Source organism: Vibrio sp. PNB23_22_6 (genome assembly GCF_052877535.1).
In genome coordinates, this window is sequence record NZ_JBNFXP010000018.1 from 1 (window position 1) to 16318 (window position 16318).

General features: G+C 46.4%; 14 protein-coding genes. 7 read left to right on the forward strand and 7 right to left on the reverse strand.

Going from position 1 to position 16318, the window contains the following annotated elements; all coding sequences use genetic code 11:
• Positions 1-124 precede the first annotated feature (124 nt).
• The 3 genes from hemG to ACVA54_RS14065 are packed head-to-tail and all read right to left on the reverse strand — an operon-like array spanning position 125 to position 2789.
• Positions 125-652, reverse strand: a complete 528-nt coding sequence (hemG, locus tag ACVA54_RS14055; protein WP_446644468.1) for a menaquinone-dependent protoporphyrinogen IX dehydrogenase — start codon at positions 650-652, stop codon at positions 125-127.
• Positions 653-661: 9 nt separating this feature from the next.
• Complete coding sequence (locus tag ACVA54_RS14060) at positions 662-2119, reverse strand: TrkH family potassium uptake protein (protein WP_099080517.1); 1458 nt, start codon at positions 2117-2119, stop codon at positions 662-664.
• A gap of 46 nt (positions 2120-2165) precedes the next feature.
• Complete coding sequence (locus tag ACVA54_RS14065) at positions 2166-2789, reverse strand: YigZ family protein (RefSeq protein WP_099080516.1); 624 nt, start codon at positions 2787-2789, stop codon at positions 2166-2168.
• 267 nt (positions 2790-3056) lie between these two features.
• Between ACVA54_RS14065 and fadB the strand changes: the two genes are divergently transcribed.
• The 3 genes from fadB (at position 3057) to acuI (ending at position 7656) form a co-directional block, all read left to right on the forward strand.
• A complete protein-coding gene (gene fadB, locus ACVA54_RS14070; RefSeq protein ID WP_446649701.1) occupies positions 3057-5228 on the forward strand; it encodes a fatty acid oxidation complex subunit alpha FadB in 2172 nt (723 codons plus the stop codon).
• Between the two features lie 14 nt (positions 5229-5242).
• Positions 5243-6418, forward strand: a complete 1176-nt coding sequence (gene fadA, locus ACVA54_RS14075; protein ID WP_099080514.1) for an acetyl-CoA C-acyltransferase FadA — start codon at positions 5243-5245, stop codon at positions 6416-6418.
• Positions 6419-6675: 257 nt separating this feature from the next.
• The gene (acuI, locus tag ACVA54_RS14080; protein ID WP_099080513.1) at positions 6676-7656 is read left to right on the forward strand and encodes an acrylyl-CoA reductase (NADPH); all 981 of its coding nucleotides are present in this window, start codon (positions 6676-6678) and stop codon (positions 7654-7656) included.
• 87 nt (positions 7657-7743) lie between these two features.
• On the opposite strand, the gene ACVA54_RS14085 is transcribed toward acuI, so the two are convergent.
• Together ACVA54_RS14085 and ACVA54_RS14090 are read right to left on the reverse strand one after the other, a co-directional pair.
• The gene (locus tag ACVA54_RS14085) at positions 7744-8685 is read right to left on the reverse strand and encodes a LysR family transcriptional regulator (protein ID WP_099080512.1); all 942 of its coding nucleotides are present in this window, start codon (positions 8683-8685) and stop codon (positions 7744-7746) included.
• 166 nt (positions 8686-8851) lie between these two features.
• Positions 8852-9034, reverse strand: a complete 183-nt coding sequence (locus tag ACVA54_RS14090; RefSeq protein ID WP_005458692.1) for a hypothetical protein — start codon at positions 9032-9034, stop codon at positions 8852-8854.
• A 132-nt stretch (positions 9035-9166) separates the two neighbouring features.
• On the opposite strand from ACVA54_RS14090, the gene tusA reads away from it, so the two are divergent.
• On the forward strand, positions 9167-9415 hold the full coding sequence (gene tusA / locus ACVA54_RS14095) for a sulfurtransferase TusA (protein WP_099080511.1): 249 nt from the start codon (positions 9167-9169) through the stop codon (positions 9413-9415).
• 50 nt (positions 9416-9465) lie between these two features.
• On the opposite strand, the gene ACVA54_RS14100 is transcribed toward tusA, so the two are convergent.
• A complete protein-coding gene (locus tag ACVA54_RS14100) occupies positions 9466-9726 on the reverse strand; it encodes a hypothetical protein (RefSeq protein ID WP_099080510.1) in 261 nt (86 codons plus the stop codon).
• Positions 9727-9885: 159 nt separating this feature from the next.
• Positions 9886-10440: a TMEM165/GDT1 family protein gene (locus tag ACVA54_RS14105; protein ID WP_099080509.1), complete on the reverse strand. Its 555-nt coding sequence runs from the start codon at positions 10438-10440 to the stop codon at positions 9886-9888.
• Between the two features lie 483 nt (positions 10441-10923).
• Here ACVA54_RS14105 and glyQ point away from each other — a divergent pair, with 483 nt between their 5' ends.
• From glyQ to ACVA54_RS14120, 3 genes are all read left to right on the forward strand, one after another.
• Positions 10924-11841, forward strand: a complete 918-nt coding sequence (gene glyQ, locus ACVA54_RS14110; RefSeq protein WP_099080508.1) for a glycine--tRNA ligase subunit alpha — start codon at positions 10924-10926, stop codon at positions 11839-11841.
• Positions 11842-11854: 13 nt separating this feature from the next.
• A complete protein-coding gene (glyS, locus tag ACVA54_RS14115; RefSeq protein ID WP_119464605.1) occupies positions 11855-13921 on the forward strand; it encodes a glycine--tRNA ligase subunit beta in 2067 nt (688 codons plus the stop codon).
• A gap of 218 nt (positions 13922-14139) precedes the next feature.
• Positions 14140-16224, forward strand: a complete 2085-nt coding sequence (locus tag ACVA54_RS14120) for an alpha-amylase (RefSeq protein ID WP_446649702.1) — start codon at positions 14140-14142, stop codon at positions 16222-16224.
• Positions 16225-16318: the final 94 nt, after the last annotated feature.

The following is a 16318-nucleotide window of genomic DNA, read 5'->3' on the forward strand; positions in this document are numbered from 1 at the left end:
CGTGTCAGCGAGGTGGCATTATAGAGATTGCGATCACATTGGCAAGCCCTTTTTCACGTTTTTTTTGATTTTTTTATTGTTCGAATAAAATTGAAGCAAAAACGCTTAAAAGAGCACGTTATTCCTACAGATATTTGAACTTATCGGCGAAAAGAGCAACTTTTTCCCAGTTCGTGTATTCCACTTCTTTCGTTGTATCAGTTTCGCCACCTGTCATCGACATAATGAACTTAATCATGGTTTTATCGAACCAACCATAACGTGGGTAGTAAAGTGCGCCAGCAAACACACCAATCAAAGTTGGTTTCCATGGCGACTTAATCAGGAACTTACGAATATAAGCACTACCTTCTGGTGTGTCTTTCCCTTGGTCTTCTTTACGAGCAGTTAGATTGACACAGAAAAACGCCACTTTGTGTTGCTCGAGTTGAGTCAAATTTCGCTCAATAAACTGGTATAGCTTCTTATTAAGATGGCCATAACGAATAGAAGCGCCAATCAATACTCTGTCATACTGGCTGAAATCCATCGTCTCTACATTATGTAAGTCCACCAACTCGCAATCGAAGCCTGATAGTTGTTCATCTATATAGTGAAGAATTTTTTTCGTTTGCCCTTCACGTGAAGAGTATAGAAATAATGCTTTTGCCACGTTTTCCCCTTAGCTACGCCAAAACGTCGGCGTAAGTAGAATAAGTAAGGTAAATATTTCCAGACGACCAAATAGCATGGAAACAATCAATACCCATTTTGCTTTGTCATTAACATTGCCAAAGTGAAGTGCAACTTCGCCCAAACCTGGCCCTAAGTTATTTAGTGTTGCGGCCACCGCAGAGAATGCACTTAGTTCGTCCATTCCTGTTGCAATCAAACCCAACATACATACTACAAACACCAATGCGTAAGCAGAGAAAAATCCCCAAACTGCATCAACGACACGCTGCGGTAGGGCACTGCCACCCACTTTGATGGTGTACACCGCACGAGGGTGGACTAAACGCTTCAGTTCACGTGCACCTTGTAAAGTCAGCAATAGAATACGGATCACTTTCATGCCGCCGCCAGTCGAACCTGCACAACCGCCTATAAAAGAAGAAAACAATAGCAGCACTGGTAAGAACAACGGCCAATCAGCAAAGCCAGTAGTGGTAAAACCTGCCGTAGTAGATATAGACACGGTTTGGAATAACGCTTGGTCGAAGGCATCATAAGGCGAGTCATACGAGTGATGATTCAACAGTAATAAGAAGCACACCAAGAACAGGACTACTTGAATAAAGACGAACGCGCGGAACTCTGGATCTTTCCAATAGTATTTAGGATGCACACCACCAGACGCAAACGCGGCGAAATGCAAAGAATAGTTACATGCCGAAATCAACAAGAAGACAACGGTAATCATGTTAATGGCGTAGCTATCAAAATAGCCCATGCTAGCATCGTGCGTGGAGAAACCACCGATGGCAATGGTGGAGAAGCTATGGCTGATTGCATCGAAAGGCGTCATGCCTGCCAACCAAAATGCCACAGCACATGCGATAGTCAAACTTAAGTAGATGTACCACAATGCTTTTGCTGTCTCTGCAATACGAGGGGTCATCTTTGTGTCTTTGACTGGTCCGGGTATCTCGGCGCGATACAGCTGCATACCACCGATGCCGAGAACTGGAAGAATTGCTACCGCCAATACGATGATACCCATACCACCAAACCATTGTAGAAGCTGGCGATAGAATAAAATCGCTTTTGGCAACTCATCGAGTCCGACGATCACCGTTGCACCAGTGGTCGTTAAAGCAGAGAAAGACTCAAAAAAGGCATCGGTTACAGAAACATTTGGATGATCTGCAATCAGAAAAGGAATGGCACCTGCACTACCTAGAACCGTCCAAAAAAGAACAACGATAAGAAAGCCATCACGTGCTTTAAGCTCGTGCTTATGCCTTCGGTTTGGAAACCAACATACCCCTCCCCATAAAAGGAGAACAAAAAATGTCGTGACAAACGGTACACCCGCCCCATCTCTATAGATAAGCGCAACCAGTGCAGGCGCAAGCATTGTGACACTAAAAAGCGCGAGCAATAGCCCGACGATTCGAATAATTGAACGAAATTGCATGGATTAATTGACTAGCGAAGCTGTCCCTGTGGCTTCCTATTTTTCATTATTGTCCGTCTAGTGGGGTGACAATTGCCTTTGCACCACTTTTGTTGATGATAGCTTGGGTAAACGCGCTCACTTCACGTAGCTCGATTTCCACGATTAATACCACCTGATCGCTGTATTCGGCGTCGACTTCAGCCGCACCGAACTGGGGCATTAACGACTGTGCGATAGGTATAAAGCCATAGTCTAACTCTAGTCTGAGCTTTGTGGTTATTTTTTTCTCAATTGTTTGAAGCTGCTTGAGAGCTTGTTGTACACCACCACCATAAGCTTTCACTAGTCCTCCTGTACCTAATCGAATACCACCATAATAACGCGTCACTATGGCTGTGATTTCTCCGACACCTGATCCTGACAATTGAGCGAGTATTGGTTTACCTGCGGTACCGGAGGGCTCACCATCATCACTGAACCCCCACTTCATTGAGTCTTCTGGCCTGCCAGCAACAAAACCCCAGCAGTTATGTCTTGCGTCAGAGTGTTTGGATTTTATCTGCTCCACAAATGCTTTCGCCGCTTCTACACTAGGAGTATGAGCCAAATAGGTAATAAAGAGGCTCTTTTTGATCTCTTCTTCAAATTGCATAAGCTCAGCTGGGATCAGATAAGGTTGGTCATTCATAGAATTAGGTCACTTTTTTCTTTGTTCAAAGTCTATCACGAGACCGATTTACACGTCGCATAAGATCTGCACTAGCGCACAATGTTAAACACTTGTTTGAAAAATGTATTGAAATTAACCAATCTGCGGTCCAAACTAATCTCACTGGTCTAACCAGAATAAGAATAAACGACTTTCCTCTATATCTATTTGTTGTATCACACGGCCTTTAGCCAACATCAAATCGGTATACAGACAATCCAAGATTGTATGTCATGGAGATAGACAATGATTTACCAAGCCGAAACCCTACAGGTAAAGGAAGTACACAATGGTATTGCAGAGCTTAGCTTCTGCTCTCCAAAATCCGTCAACAAGCTCGACCTAGCAACACTAGAGTCACTCGACAAAGCACTTGATGCCTTGATTGCGCACCAAGGACTGAAGGGCTTGATGCTCACCTCAGATAAAGACGCGTTCATTGTTGGTGCGGACATCACCGAATTCTTAGGTCTTTTTGCTAAAACAGACGCTGAACTCGATCAGTGGCTGCAATTTGCGAACAGCATTTTTAACAAGCTAGAAGACTTACCCGTCCCAACGATCTCGGTACTAAAAGGTCACACTTTGGGTGGCGGTTGTGAGTGTGTGCTTGCCACTGACATGCGTATTGGTGACAAGACCACCAGCATCGGTCTACCAGAAACCAAACTGGGTATCATGCCGGGCTTTGGTGGCTGTGTACGTCTGCCACGTGTCATCGGTGCCGACAGCGCCATGGAAGTGATCACTCAAGGTAAAGCATGCCGCGCCGATGAAGCATTAAAGATTGGTCTTTTAGATGCAATCGTTGATACTGATGCGCTTTATGATTCAGCACTACAAACTCTGACATCAGCAATTAATGAGAAGCTAGATTGGCAAACACGTCGCAAGCAAAAAACATCACCGCTAAAACTAAGCAAAATTGAATCGATGATGAGCTTTACTATGGCGAAAGGGCTAGTGGCACAAAAAGCTGGGCCTCATTACCCTGCGCCAATGACAGCCGTTATTACTATTGAAGAAGGCGCTCGCTTTGCTCGTAACGAAGCACTCGACATTGAACGTAAGCACTTCGTAAAACTGGCTAAGTCAGAGGAAGCAAAATCACTGGTTGGCTTGTTCCTTAACGACCAATACATCAAGGGCATTGCTAAAAAAGCCGCTAGGTCTGCAAGTAAAGATACACAACGTGCAGCCGTACTTGGTGCGGGCATCATGGGCGGCGGCATCGCATACCAATCTGCACTCAAAGGCGTGCCAGTCTTAATGAAAGACATCGCACAACCATCACTCGACTTAGGAATGACCGAAGCCTCTAAGCTGCTTAATAAACGCTTATCTCGCGGCCGCATTGATGGCTTTAAGATGGCGGGCATTTTAGCGTCTATCACACCAAGCTTACATTACGCGGGTATTGAAGACTCGGACATGATTGTTGAAGCCGTAGTTGAAAACCCGAAAGTAAAAGCGGCAGTTCTAACTGAAGTGGAAGCGCATGTCGGTAACGATACCGTTATCACCTCAAATACCTCAACGATTCCAATCAACCTATTAGCAAAATCGCTAAAACGCCCAGAAAACTTCTGTGGTATGCACTTCTTCAACCCTGTGCATCGCATGCCTCTTGTTGAGATTATCCGTGGTGAACACACCTCAGATGAAACCATCAATCGCGTTGTCGCCTACGCAGCGAAAATGGGCAAATCACCAATTGTCGTCAACGACTGCCCAGGGTTCTTTGTTAACCGCGTTCTATTCCCATACTTTGGTGGCTTCAGCATGCTACTTCGTGATGGCGCAGACTTTACGAAAATCGACAAAGTCATGGAACGCAAATTCGGCTGGCCGATGGGACCGGCGTACTTGCTCGATGTCGTTGGTATTGATACCGCTCATCACGCACAAGCAGTAATGGCACAAGGTTTCCCTGAGCGTATGGGCAAACAAGGTCGCGATGCGATCGATGCACTATTCGAAGCAAACAAATACGGTCAGAAGAATGGCAGTGGTTTCTACAGCTACACCATTGATAAAAAAGGTAAGCCTAAGAAAACCTTCTCTGAAGATATCTTGCCAGTACTCGCTGACGTTTGTGCCGATAAGCAGGACTTTGATGACCAGAACATCATCAATCGAGTGATGATTCCAATGATCAATGAAGTGGTACTGTGTCTGCAAGAAGGCATCATAGCCACTCCTCAAGAAGCGGATATGGCACTGGTTTACGGCCTTGGCTTCCCTCCATTCCGCGGCGGCGTATTCCGCTACCTAGATAGTGTAGGCATCGCTGAGTTTGTTGCCATGGCAAAACAATACTCAGAGCTAGGTGCAATGTACCAAGTACCGCAAATGCTGATTGATATGGCAGCGAAAGGCGAAAGCTTTTACGGCACACAACAGCAAGGTTCTATCTAAGGAGGGATTCTAAAATGACTAATCAAACAAGAAATGTTGTCGTAGTCGATTGTCTACGTACTCCAATGGGTCGCTCTAAAGGTGGTGCTTTCCGTCATACACGAGCAGAAGACCTGTCTGCGCGCCTAATGAAAGGAATTCTGGCACGTAACCCGCAAGTGAATCCAAGCGAGATTGAAGATATCTACTGGGGCTGTGTACAACAAACCTTAGAACAAGGGTTCAATGTTGCGCGTAATGCGGCGCTACTTGCGGGTCTGCCAATTGAAGTTGGTGCGGTAACAGTTAATCGTCTGTGTGGTTCATCCATGCAAGCACTGCATGACGGTACTCGTGCGATCATGACTGGCGATGCTGAAATCTGTCTGATCGGTGGTGTTGAACACATGGGTCACGTACCAATGAACCACGGGGTCGACTTCCACCCTGGCCTATCAAAAAACGTAGCAAAAGCCGCCGGCATGATGGGGTTAACCGCTGAAATGCTTGGTAAACTGCATGGCATTAGCCGTGAGCAACAAGACGAGTTTGCAGCGCGCTCTCACGCCCGAGCGCACGCCGCAACCGTCGAAGGTCGTTTTAAAAATGAAATCCTACCAATTGAAGGTCACGCAGCCGACGGCACCCTGTTCACCTTGGATTACGATGAAGTGATTCGTCCTGAGACGTCTGTAGAGGGTCTTTCTCAACTTCGTCCTGTGTTCGATCCAGCAAACGGCACCGTAACTGCAGGTACATCATCGGCACTGTCTGATGGCGCTTCAGCTATGTTGATCATGAGCGAAGAGAAAGCCAACGAACTTGGCTTAAAGATCCGCGCACGTATTAAAGGCATGGCTATTGCGGGCTGCGATCCCTCCATCATGGGTTATGGCCCTGTTCCTGCAACGCAAAAAGCGCTTAAACGTGCAGGTCTATCGATTGAAGACATGGACGTGGTTGAGCTCAACGAAGCATTCGCTGCACAATCACTACCGTGTGCGAAAGACTTAGGTTTGCTTGAAGTAATGGATGAAAAGGTCAACCTCAACGGCGGTGCGATAGCATTAGGTCACCCACTTGGTTGTTCAGGCTCGCGCATCTCAACCACGCTGATCAACCTAATGGAAGACAAAGACGCAAAATATGGTCTAGCAACCATGTGTATTGGTTTAGGTCAGGGCATTGCTACAGTATTTGAACGTCCATAATTGTTTGATGATCGTCGTGATCAACCCAACAATCACAAGCAAATAAACCAATACTGAAAAGTTTTAGTATTACACTTAAGGGCGGCATCTGATGTCGCCCTTTGTTTTTTGCTCCATATTATCCACATGCATAAAAAGCATGCATTAAATGCTCAAGTTTCATTTTATTCATAAACAAAGAAGACATACACTCAGTACCAGTTGATATCTTGCTGCATGTGACCCAGAGTCACGCTACCGCACATTCGGAGAACCTTATGTTTAATGCTCTAGTTCTAAATCAAGAAGACAAACGTACTATCGCTAGCATCGAGCAAATCGATGAGACACAGCTGCCTGAAGGCGACGTTCTAATTGACGTTGATTACTCATCGTTAAACTACAAAGACGGCCTTGCGATCACAGGTAAAGGCAAAATCATCCGTAACTTCCCGATGGTGCCTGGTATTGACCTAGCAGGTACGGTAGTCAGCTCTGAAGATGCACGTTACCAAACTGGCGACAAAGTGGTCCTAACAGGTTGGGGCGTGGGTGAAAACCACTGGGGTGGTATGTCGCAACGTGCTCGTCTAAAAGCGGATTGGCTAGTACCACTACCTAAAGGTCTAGACAGCAAGAAAGCGATGATGATTGGTACAGCGGGCTTCACTGGCATGCTATGTGTTCAAGCTCTGCTAGATGCGGGTATCAAACCTGAAGCGGGTGAAATCTTAGTCACTGGCGCAAGTGGTGGTGTTGGCTCTGTCGCAGTCACACTATTAGCTCAGCTTGGCTACAAGGTGGCTGCCGTGACAGGTCGTGTTGAACAAAACGGTCCATTACTAGAGAAACTGGGTGCGAGCCGCATTATTGATCGTGTTGAATTTGAAGAACCTGCTCGTCCACTTGAAAAGCAAGTATGGGCAGGTGCCATTGATACCGTAGGCAGCAAAGTTCTCGCAAAAGTATTGGCGCAAATGGATTACAACAGTGCAGTCGCCGCTTGTGGTCTTGCAGGTGGCTTCGATCTACCAACGACAGTGATGCCATTTATCCTACGTAACGTTCGCCTACAAGGTGTGGACTCTGTTTCATGTCCATTTGAAAAACGTACAGCAGCATGGGAAAAATTGGTTGAACTACTACCAGACAGCTACTTCGAACAAGCGTGTACTGAAGTAGAACTAGCAGAAGCACCAAAATACGCAGAAGACATCACTAACGGCCAAGTAACTGGTCGTGTGGTTATCAAGCTATAAGCGCTAGCAACTCTATAAAATAAACAAAGCCGGGGCCATTCATCATTGCCCGGCTTTTTGCTATTTGCTATTTCGATTTTCGGAAAACTAGTCCAATCCCATATCCTCAATTCGCTTAACGATCAGGCGACTACACTCTTCTCGTACTACCGCACGCAACCACTCTTGAGCTGGCGAATGTTCACAGCGCGCATGCCAAATCATTGAATATTCAAACGGGGTGAAATGGAATGGCAATGGCTTCACCACCAAATCATAGCGGTCAGCAACCAAATACGCCAAATCCGCAGGCACGGTAATGATGATTGGTAAAGTATCGACGATCGCCAGTGCCGCTTCCAAATGGTAAGCACGCAGCACCATTTTACGTTTTGGTTTTTCGATTAAGGCTTGCTCAATCAACGCTTTGACTCCATCACTTATCGCAATCATCGCATGCGGATAGCGAAGGTAATCATCTAAGCTCATCTCTTTCTCTGCTAATGGATGTTGCTTGGAGAGCATACACAGCACCCCGACTCGGCCAAGCACTTCGCTACGCAGTGGCTCAACAGGACCGGTTGGGCGACAAATAGCGAGATCGGCACTCTCATAAGTCAACTGTTCAGATAAACGATCGTGTTGCAGTGGCAAGAAATTAAAAGACACATTCGGCGCTTCTTGATAAATACGCGGCAAAGCAAAAGGCAGAATCGTCTGCATTGCGTAATCGGTGGTGGCGATATTAAAGGTTTGATCGCAATTACGTGGATCGAACTCGCGTGGCGACAACAACTGACGTAAAGACTCCAATGGTTCGCCTAAGGAACGATCGATTTCTAACGCTTTTTGGGTTGGGATCAAGTGCTGACCTTGGCGTGTAAACAACGGATCACCGAGCAGGTCGCGCAAGCGCCCGAGCACACGACTCATCGCAGATTGGCTTAAATTCAAGCGCGTTGCTGCCTTGCTGACACTGCTCTCTTCAATCAGCACGCGCAACGCGACCAATAAGTTAAGATCTCGACGATAGATATCTTCTAATTCCACGATTTGCCACTTATCATGTAGGGGATTTGGATAAATTGTACTCTTCAGGCAAAAAAAATCCCGCCTTTCAGCGGGGAAGCCCAAGAAAATTGGGGATAGTGTCGGAATTAAGTGTCGTTAAAAATAAGTGAGCAGTGTCTATAAGTTTCGATTGAAGCAAGAAGCGCTAATTTTCTTGCTCGGACGCACCAGACCATTTGTGCATCTCAATCCAAATCCCAATAATCGTTGCACTCATGCCTGCAAGAGGCATTAATGAGGTTTCAGCTGGCGTTCTGAGTACTAAAGCGCAGAACGAGATAAAGCATAAAACCGAATATATCGTAAGTCTGTCTAATGCGGTTAACATCGCCTCTCCTTGCCAGTTGTTACCAAATTGTTAATTTAAGGTAAATCAAAAAAATCTGTTTGCCAAGTGGTTATTGAATATTTTTTCAACGAAAGTAAAATTCACCGTTAAGTAAGTTACGAGAATCACACTATGAATTTTAATCCTGAACTGGCGACAACGACGTTAGAGGCGGAAGGACTACGCTGCCCAGAGCCAGTGATGATGGTCAGGAAGACAATTCGAAATATGCAAGATGGTGAGGTATTGCTGGTTAAAGCAGACGACCCGTCCACAACCCGAGATATCCCGAGTTTCTGCCGATTTATGGATCACCAACTGGTTGCTGCACAAACGGAACAGCTTCCATATCAGTACTTGATTAAGAAAGGTTTGGAATAATCGCCACTCTGCAAACCAAAAAAACGGCAGCTCAATGAGCTGCCGTTTATCTATTCGTCGTATTCTAATGTGCGAATTTCTGATTGTAGCTTGTTTAATTGCTTTTTCATCGCCCGCATTTCTTCATGCATCGGAATGATGTGAGCGACCCGAATCCACGCTTCTACCGTCAAACCGGTAAGAATGAAAGATCCCGCGACTATCGGCAACCACATGTCAGTTAACACCATCGCCAGTAGGCATAATGCCAAACCAAAGGTGAATAAATAACTCTGATTCTTTGGGGTCATCCCCATGTAACGTGTCAGCATAAACTTGCCCTCTCGCTATCATTCACACAATTAAAGTACCATGACAAGTATGACACTAATACGTCATCCGTCACGCTCCTGAACGATTTTGAGGCAAAGTTTGACCACCCCATCACTTAACTCGTCATTGCTCCGTCACCGCATTTAGAAAACGTAAAATTAAAATAGTGCAGCAGCAATCGCTAAACCAACAAATAGCAACGCAGTAATCTTACGAATGAGATCTAACGGCATCTTATCTGCCGATAATTTACCGATCAGAACCACAGGCACATTGGCCAGCAACATGCCGATCGTCGTACCTAAAACGACCCAACTTAATGCATCCGCATATTGCGCACCCAAAATCGAGGTCGCGATCTGTGTTTTGTCACCAATCTCAGCCACAAAGAAGGCAATAAAACTGGCAATAAAAGGGCCACGGTTAGAAATTTGCTCGTCATCATCCAACTTATCTGGGATCAGAACCCAAGCCGCCATGGCAACAAAACTGACCACCAGCACCCATTTTAATACTTCTGGCGATAAGTAATCGGCGACGACCACACCTAACCATGCAGCCAAAGCGTGGTTGGCAATGGTTGCCAAAAAGATGGCTGCAATAATAGGAATCGGCTTACGGTAACGACTGGCAAGTAATAGAGATAGCAATTGGGTCTTATCGCCAATTTCTGCTAACGCTACGGTAGTAATTGAAATAGCTAAAACGCTCACGACATGCTCATTGGGGGCGGGATAATTATTTTAACCGTAGACAAACCTCACGCCCCACCCCGGTTCATGATAATTTGTCTAAGGTCTTGCTAAACTCATCGGGTTGATGAGTCTCGAACGCCATGGTGATTTTGCACCAATTATGTTGACGAACGAACGAGATGAAACAGACATTTCATCGAGTAAGCTACTCCCCAAAGACAGGCGCAATTCTAGCCATGTTTAAACATCACCTCAAGAGTGAAACTCAGCGAAAACGCCCTTTTAAGAAAATTTCAGCAGATAAAGTGGTAAAAATTCATTAAAGGCGAAAATCGTCCACGAATTAATCAAGATTAGCGCTACTCCCATACTCAATATCTGGGTATACTTGATTGTTATTTTATTCAACCGTAATTACTCTTAATCGCCATTGTTGAGGTTAGAAAACTCAGCAAAAGAGACGAATTGACGAGTAATAAGAGAATCGCGCGAACCAAACTTATGCAAAAATACGATATCAAAACCTTCCAGGGAATGATCCTCGCGCTGCAGGATTATTGGGCTCAAAATGGTTGTACCATTGTTCAACCTCTAGATATGGAAGTTGGTGCGGGTACCTCTCACCCAATGACCTGTCTACGAGCGCTTGGCCCAGAGCCAATGTCGACAGCTTACGTACAACCTTCACGTCGTCCGACTGATGGCCGTTACGGTGAAAACCCTAACCGTCTTCAGCACTACTACCAATTCCAAGTAGCGCTAAAACCATCACCAGACAATATCCAAGAGTTGTACCTAGGTTCTCTAGAAATACTTGGTATTGACCCACTTGTACACGACATCCGTTTCGTAGAAGACAACTGGGAAAACCCAACATTAGGCGCATGGGGTCTAGGCTGGGAAGTTTGGCTAAACGGCATGGAAGTGACTCAGTTCACTTACTTCCAACAAGTTGGCGGTCTTGAGTGTAAGCCAGTCACTGGCGAAATCACTTATGGTATCGAACGTCTAGCAATGTACATCCAAGAAGTAGACTCCGTTTACGATCTTGTTTGGAACGTCGCACCAGACGGCTCTAACGTGACTTATGGTGACATCTTCCACCAGAACGAAGTAGAACAATCAACCTACAACTTCGAGCACGCTGACGTTGAATTCCTATTCAGCTTCTTCGAACAGTGTGAAAAAGAGTGTAAATCGCTGCTTGAGCTTGAAAAACCACTTCCGCTACCCGCTTATGAGCGCATCCTAAAAGCAGGTCACGCATTCAACCTACTAGACGCACGTAAAGCGATCTCAGTAACTGAACGTCAACGTTATATCCTGCGCATCCGCAATCTGACGAAAGCCGTTGCAGAAGCATACTACGCATCGCGTGAAGCGCTTGGCTTCCCAATGTGTAAAAAAGAACAAGCGTAAGGGGTAGAATAACATGGCAAAAGAATTTCTAATCGAGCTAGGCACAGAAGAGCTACCACCAACGCAACTTCGCACTCTAGCTGAAGCATTCGCAGCAAACTTCGAAGCAGAACTAAAAGGCGCTGAGCTTGCTCACGAAGGCGTGAAGTGGTTCGCGGCTCCTCGTCGTCTTGCACTTAAAGTCGCAGCACTAGCAGAAAGCCAAGCAGACAAAATCGTTGAAAAGCGTGGTCCTGCAGTTTCTGCTGCATTTGACGCAGAAGGCAACGCAACGAAAGCCGCTCAAGGCTGGGCGCGTGGTTGTGGCATCACGGTTGACCAAGCAGAGCGCATGGTAACGGACAAAGGCGAATGGCTACTGTTCAAACAAGAAGTGAAAGGTCAGCCAACGTCTGAGATCGTAGTTGAACTTGCAGCGAAAGCACTAGCAAACCTGCCTATCGCAAAACCAATGCGTTGGGGTAACAAAACGACTCAATTTATCCGCCCAGTAAAAACGCTAACCATGCTAATGGGCAGCGACCTAATCGAGGGTGAAATCCTCGGTGTCGCATCTGACCGCACTATTCGTGGTCACCGCTTCATGGGTGAGCGAGAGTTCACTATCGATTCTGCTGAGCAATACCCTGCGATCCTAGAAGAGCGCGGTAAAGTAATGGCAGATTACGAAGCGCGTAAAGCGATCATTCTCGCTGACGCACAAAAAGCAGCCGCAGCAGTTGGTGGTATCGCTGATCTAGAAGATGACCTAGTAGAAGAAGTCACGTCTCTGGTTGAATGGCCAGTCGTGCTAACAGCGAAGTTCGAAGAAGAGTTCTTAAAAGTACCTTCTGAAGCCTTGGTTTACACCATGAAAGGTGACCAAAAATACTTCCCTGTGTATGACGAGAATAAGAAGCTACTTCCTAACTTCATCTTCGTATCAAACATTGAATCGAAAGAACCTCGCTACGTAATCGAAGGTAACGAGAAAGTGGTTCGTCCTCGTCTTGCTGATGCTGAATTCTTCTTCAATACAGACCGTAAGCGTCCGCTTATCGACCGTCTACCTGAACTAGAACAAGCGATCTTCCAGAAGCAACTGGGGACGATCAAAGACAAAACCGATCGCATTGCTGCTCTAGCGGGCTACATCGCTAAGCAAATTGATGCGGATGTCGATAAAGCAACACGTGCTGGCCTACTGGCAAAATGTGATCTGATGACGTCAATGGTATTCGAATTCACGGATACTCAAGGCGTAATGGGCATGCACTACGCACGTCACGATGGTGAAGATGAGCAAGTCGCTCTGGCGCTATACGAGCAGTACATGCCTCGTTTCGCGGGTGATGAACTGCCATCAAACGGCGTCTCTTCAGCGGTTGCGATGGCTGACAAGCTAGACACGATTGTTGGTATCTTCGGCATTGGTCAAGCGCCGAAAGGCTCAGATCCATTCGCACTGCGCCGCGCGTCACTAGGTGTGCTACGTATCATCGTTGAAAATGGTTACAACTTAGACCTTGTTGACCTTATCCGCGAAGCGAAAGTACAGTTTGGCGACAAGCTAACCAACGAAAGTGTCGAAACTGACGTGATCGAATTTATGCTAGGTCGCTTCCGTGCATGGTACCAAGATGCCGGTTTCAGCGTAGATATCATCCAAGCGGTACTCGCGCGTCGTCCGACTAAACCAGCAGACTTCGACCAACGAGTTAAAGCGGTTTCTCACTTCCGTGAGCTAGAAGCCGCTGAGTCGCTAGCCGCAGCGAACAAACGTGTAGGTAACATCCTCGCGAAATTCGACGGTGAATTAGCCGCAGAGATCGATCTTGCGCTACTACAAGAAGACGCTGAGAAAACCCTAGCTGAAAACGTTGAAGTAATGACAGAAGCGCTAGAGCCTGCATTTGCAACGGGTAACTACCAAGAAGCCCTAAGCAAACTTGCTGACCTACGTGAGTCCGTAGATGCTTTCTTCGACAACGTCATGGTAATGGCAGACGACGAAGCACTTAAGAAGAACCGTCTGACACTACTGAACAACCTGCGTAACCTGTTCCTACAGATCGCAGACATCTCGCTTCTGCAAAAGTAATTCATTACTCTAAAGAAGTAATCAAGAGATAAGTAAAAGGGAAGCTGATGCTTCCCTTTTTTGTTGTCTTCAAACTGATGTGAGCAGCATTTATTATTCATTTTGTGAACAATACGAAAATTTGTAGGGTGAGATGCGTTTAACTTATCGGTGCAGAGCTCGGATTGTAGAGGCACTGTTTTGCTATAACTAGGCTGTTTATTCGGGAGAAGGACACAATGAAAAAAACAATTCTCGCACTGTCTATCGGTCTACTGAGCGCCTGTAACCAAATACCAGAAAATGCCATCGTATTAACCGTTGGTGACGACACTACCGTGTTCGAAAAAAACTCTGAAGGGTTACTTGTCGCAGAGCAAAAACTAGAAAAAGGCAGCTACACCTTTACCATTGCCGACAGCAAACAAAGCTGTGGCAGTCGCTTTGCCCTAGCAGAAGAAAACCGCATCAAGTTCAATCGTCCATTAAAAATGGATAACTGTGCCACAGATGCGAACATGCCACTACGCATCTTCAAAGCCAATACCTATCAATTTGCGCTTAACCCTAACACTAACGAGCTAACGGTTAAACTAAAGCCCAAACAGAATCAGGACATCACCTACTCTTGTCCTGTAGCGACTGATACGCCAAAAACCATCGACGTTACCCAAACCTTTACTGATGGCACTGTCGTTCGTGATGCATTAACCGGACAAGAAGCCACGGTAACTAATGGCAGTGTGACCATGCAGCCTGGTCCTATGAGCCAAGGCCTGTTATTGCTAGAAGAAGTTGAGCAGCAAGCCGAGAAACCGTTCAGCTGGGATAACGCGACGGTGTACTTCGTTATGACCGACCGTTTCTATAACGGCAACCCAGACAACGACAACAGCTACGGTCGTAGCAAGGACGGCCAATACGAGATAGGTACCTTCCACGGTGGTGACTTAGCAGGCCTGACCAAAAAACTCGATTACATCGAATCCCTTGGTGTGAATGCAATTTGGATAACCTCGCCACTGGAACAAATCCATGGTTGGGTTGGAGGCGGTGATAAAGGCGACTTTAAGCACTACGGCTACCACGGCTACTACCATCAAGACTGGACAAAATTAGATGCCAACATGGGTACCGAAGATGAACTGAAAGCCTTCGTCGATACCGCGCACAAAAAAGGCATCCGCGTGATTTGGGATGTGGTCATGAACCACACCGGCTACGCGACATTAGCAGACATGCAGGAATTCGGATTTGGTCAGCTTTACCTTGATGACCAAGAAGCGAAAGAAATCCTTGGTGAGAAATGGACCGACTGGCAACCAAAATCGGGACAAAGCTGGCACAGCTTCAACGACTACATCAAATACGGTGATAGCGAAGCGTGGGAGAAATGGTGGGGCAAAGATTGGCTTCGCACCGATATCGGTGATTACGATGCGCCGGGCTACAACGACATCACCATGTCTTTGAACTATTTGCCGGATCTCAAAACCGAATCAACACAGAAAACCGGATTACCAAACTTCTTCCGCAATAAAGACACTAATGCGCAAGCTGAACTGCAAACCCCACGTGAACACCTCATTCGCTGGTTATCCGATTGGGTACGTGACTACGGCATTGATGGTTTCCGTGTCGACACCGCCAAACACGTTGAAATGAAAGCCTGGGCAGAGCTGAAAGCAAGCACCACTCAAGCCCTTGCTGAATGGAAGCAAAACAACCCAGACAAAGCCTTAGATGACCTTCCTTTCTGGATGACAGGTGAAGTGTGGGCGCACAGCGTGGTGAAGAGCCCGTATTTTGATAACGGCTTCGATTCCATCATCAACTTCGAGTTCCAATCCGATGTTGCACCAAAAGCATTGAAGTGTTTCGCTCAGCTTGATGGTGACTACCGTCGCTACGCAGAACGCATCAATACCGATCCTGAGTTCAACGTGCTGAGCTACCTGTCTTCACACGATACTCAATTGTTCTGGTCGGCACGCAGTCGTAGCTTTGACGATCAAGCTCGTGCAGCCAATGCACTGATGTTGGCGCCAGGTGCTGTACAAATCTATTACGGTGATGAGATCGCTCGTGACTTCGGCGTTACCGGCTCAGATGCTCATCAAGGCACTCGCTCTGATATGCCATGGGAAAAGATTCATGGCGAGCGTGAAGATCTCCTGCAACATTGGCAAAAGCTAGGCGAATTCCGTAAACGCCACCCAGCGGTTGCTCAAGGTAAGCACATCACTCGTAACCAAGAAGGTTACTACGCGTTCGAGCGTCAATACCAAGACGATAAGGTACTGATTGTTTACACCGGTGAGTAACTCACACTCTCTCCACCAGCAAGGGAAGTATAAGCTTCCCTTTTTTATTGCTCTTTTTGCCTTTTTCTCTCGTACCCCTGGTCTGATGACACAC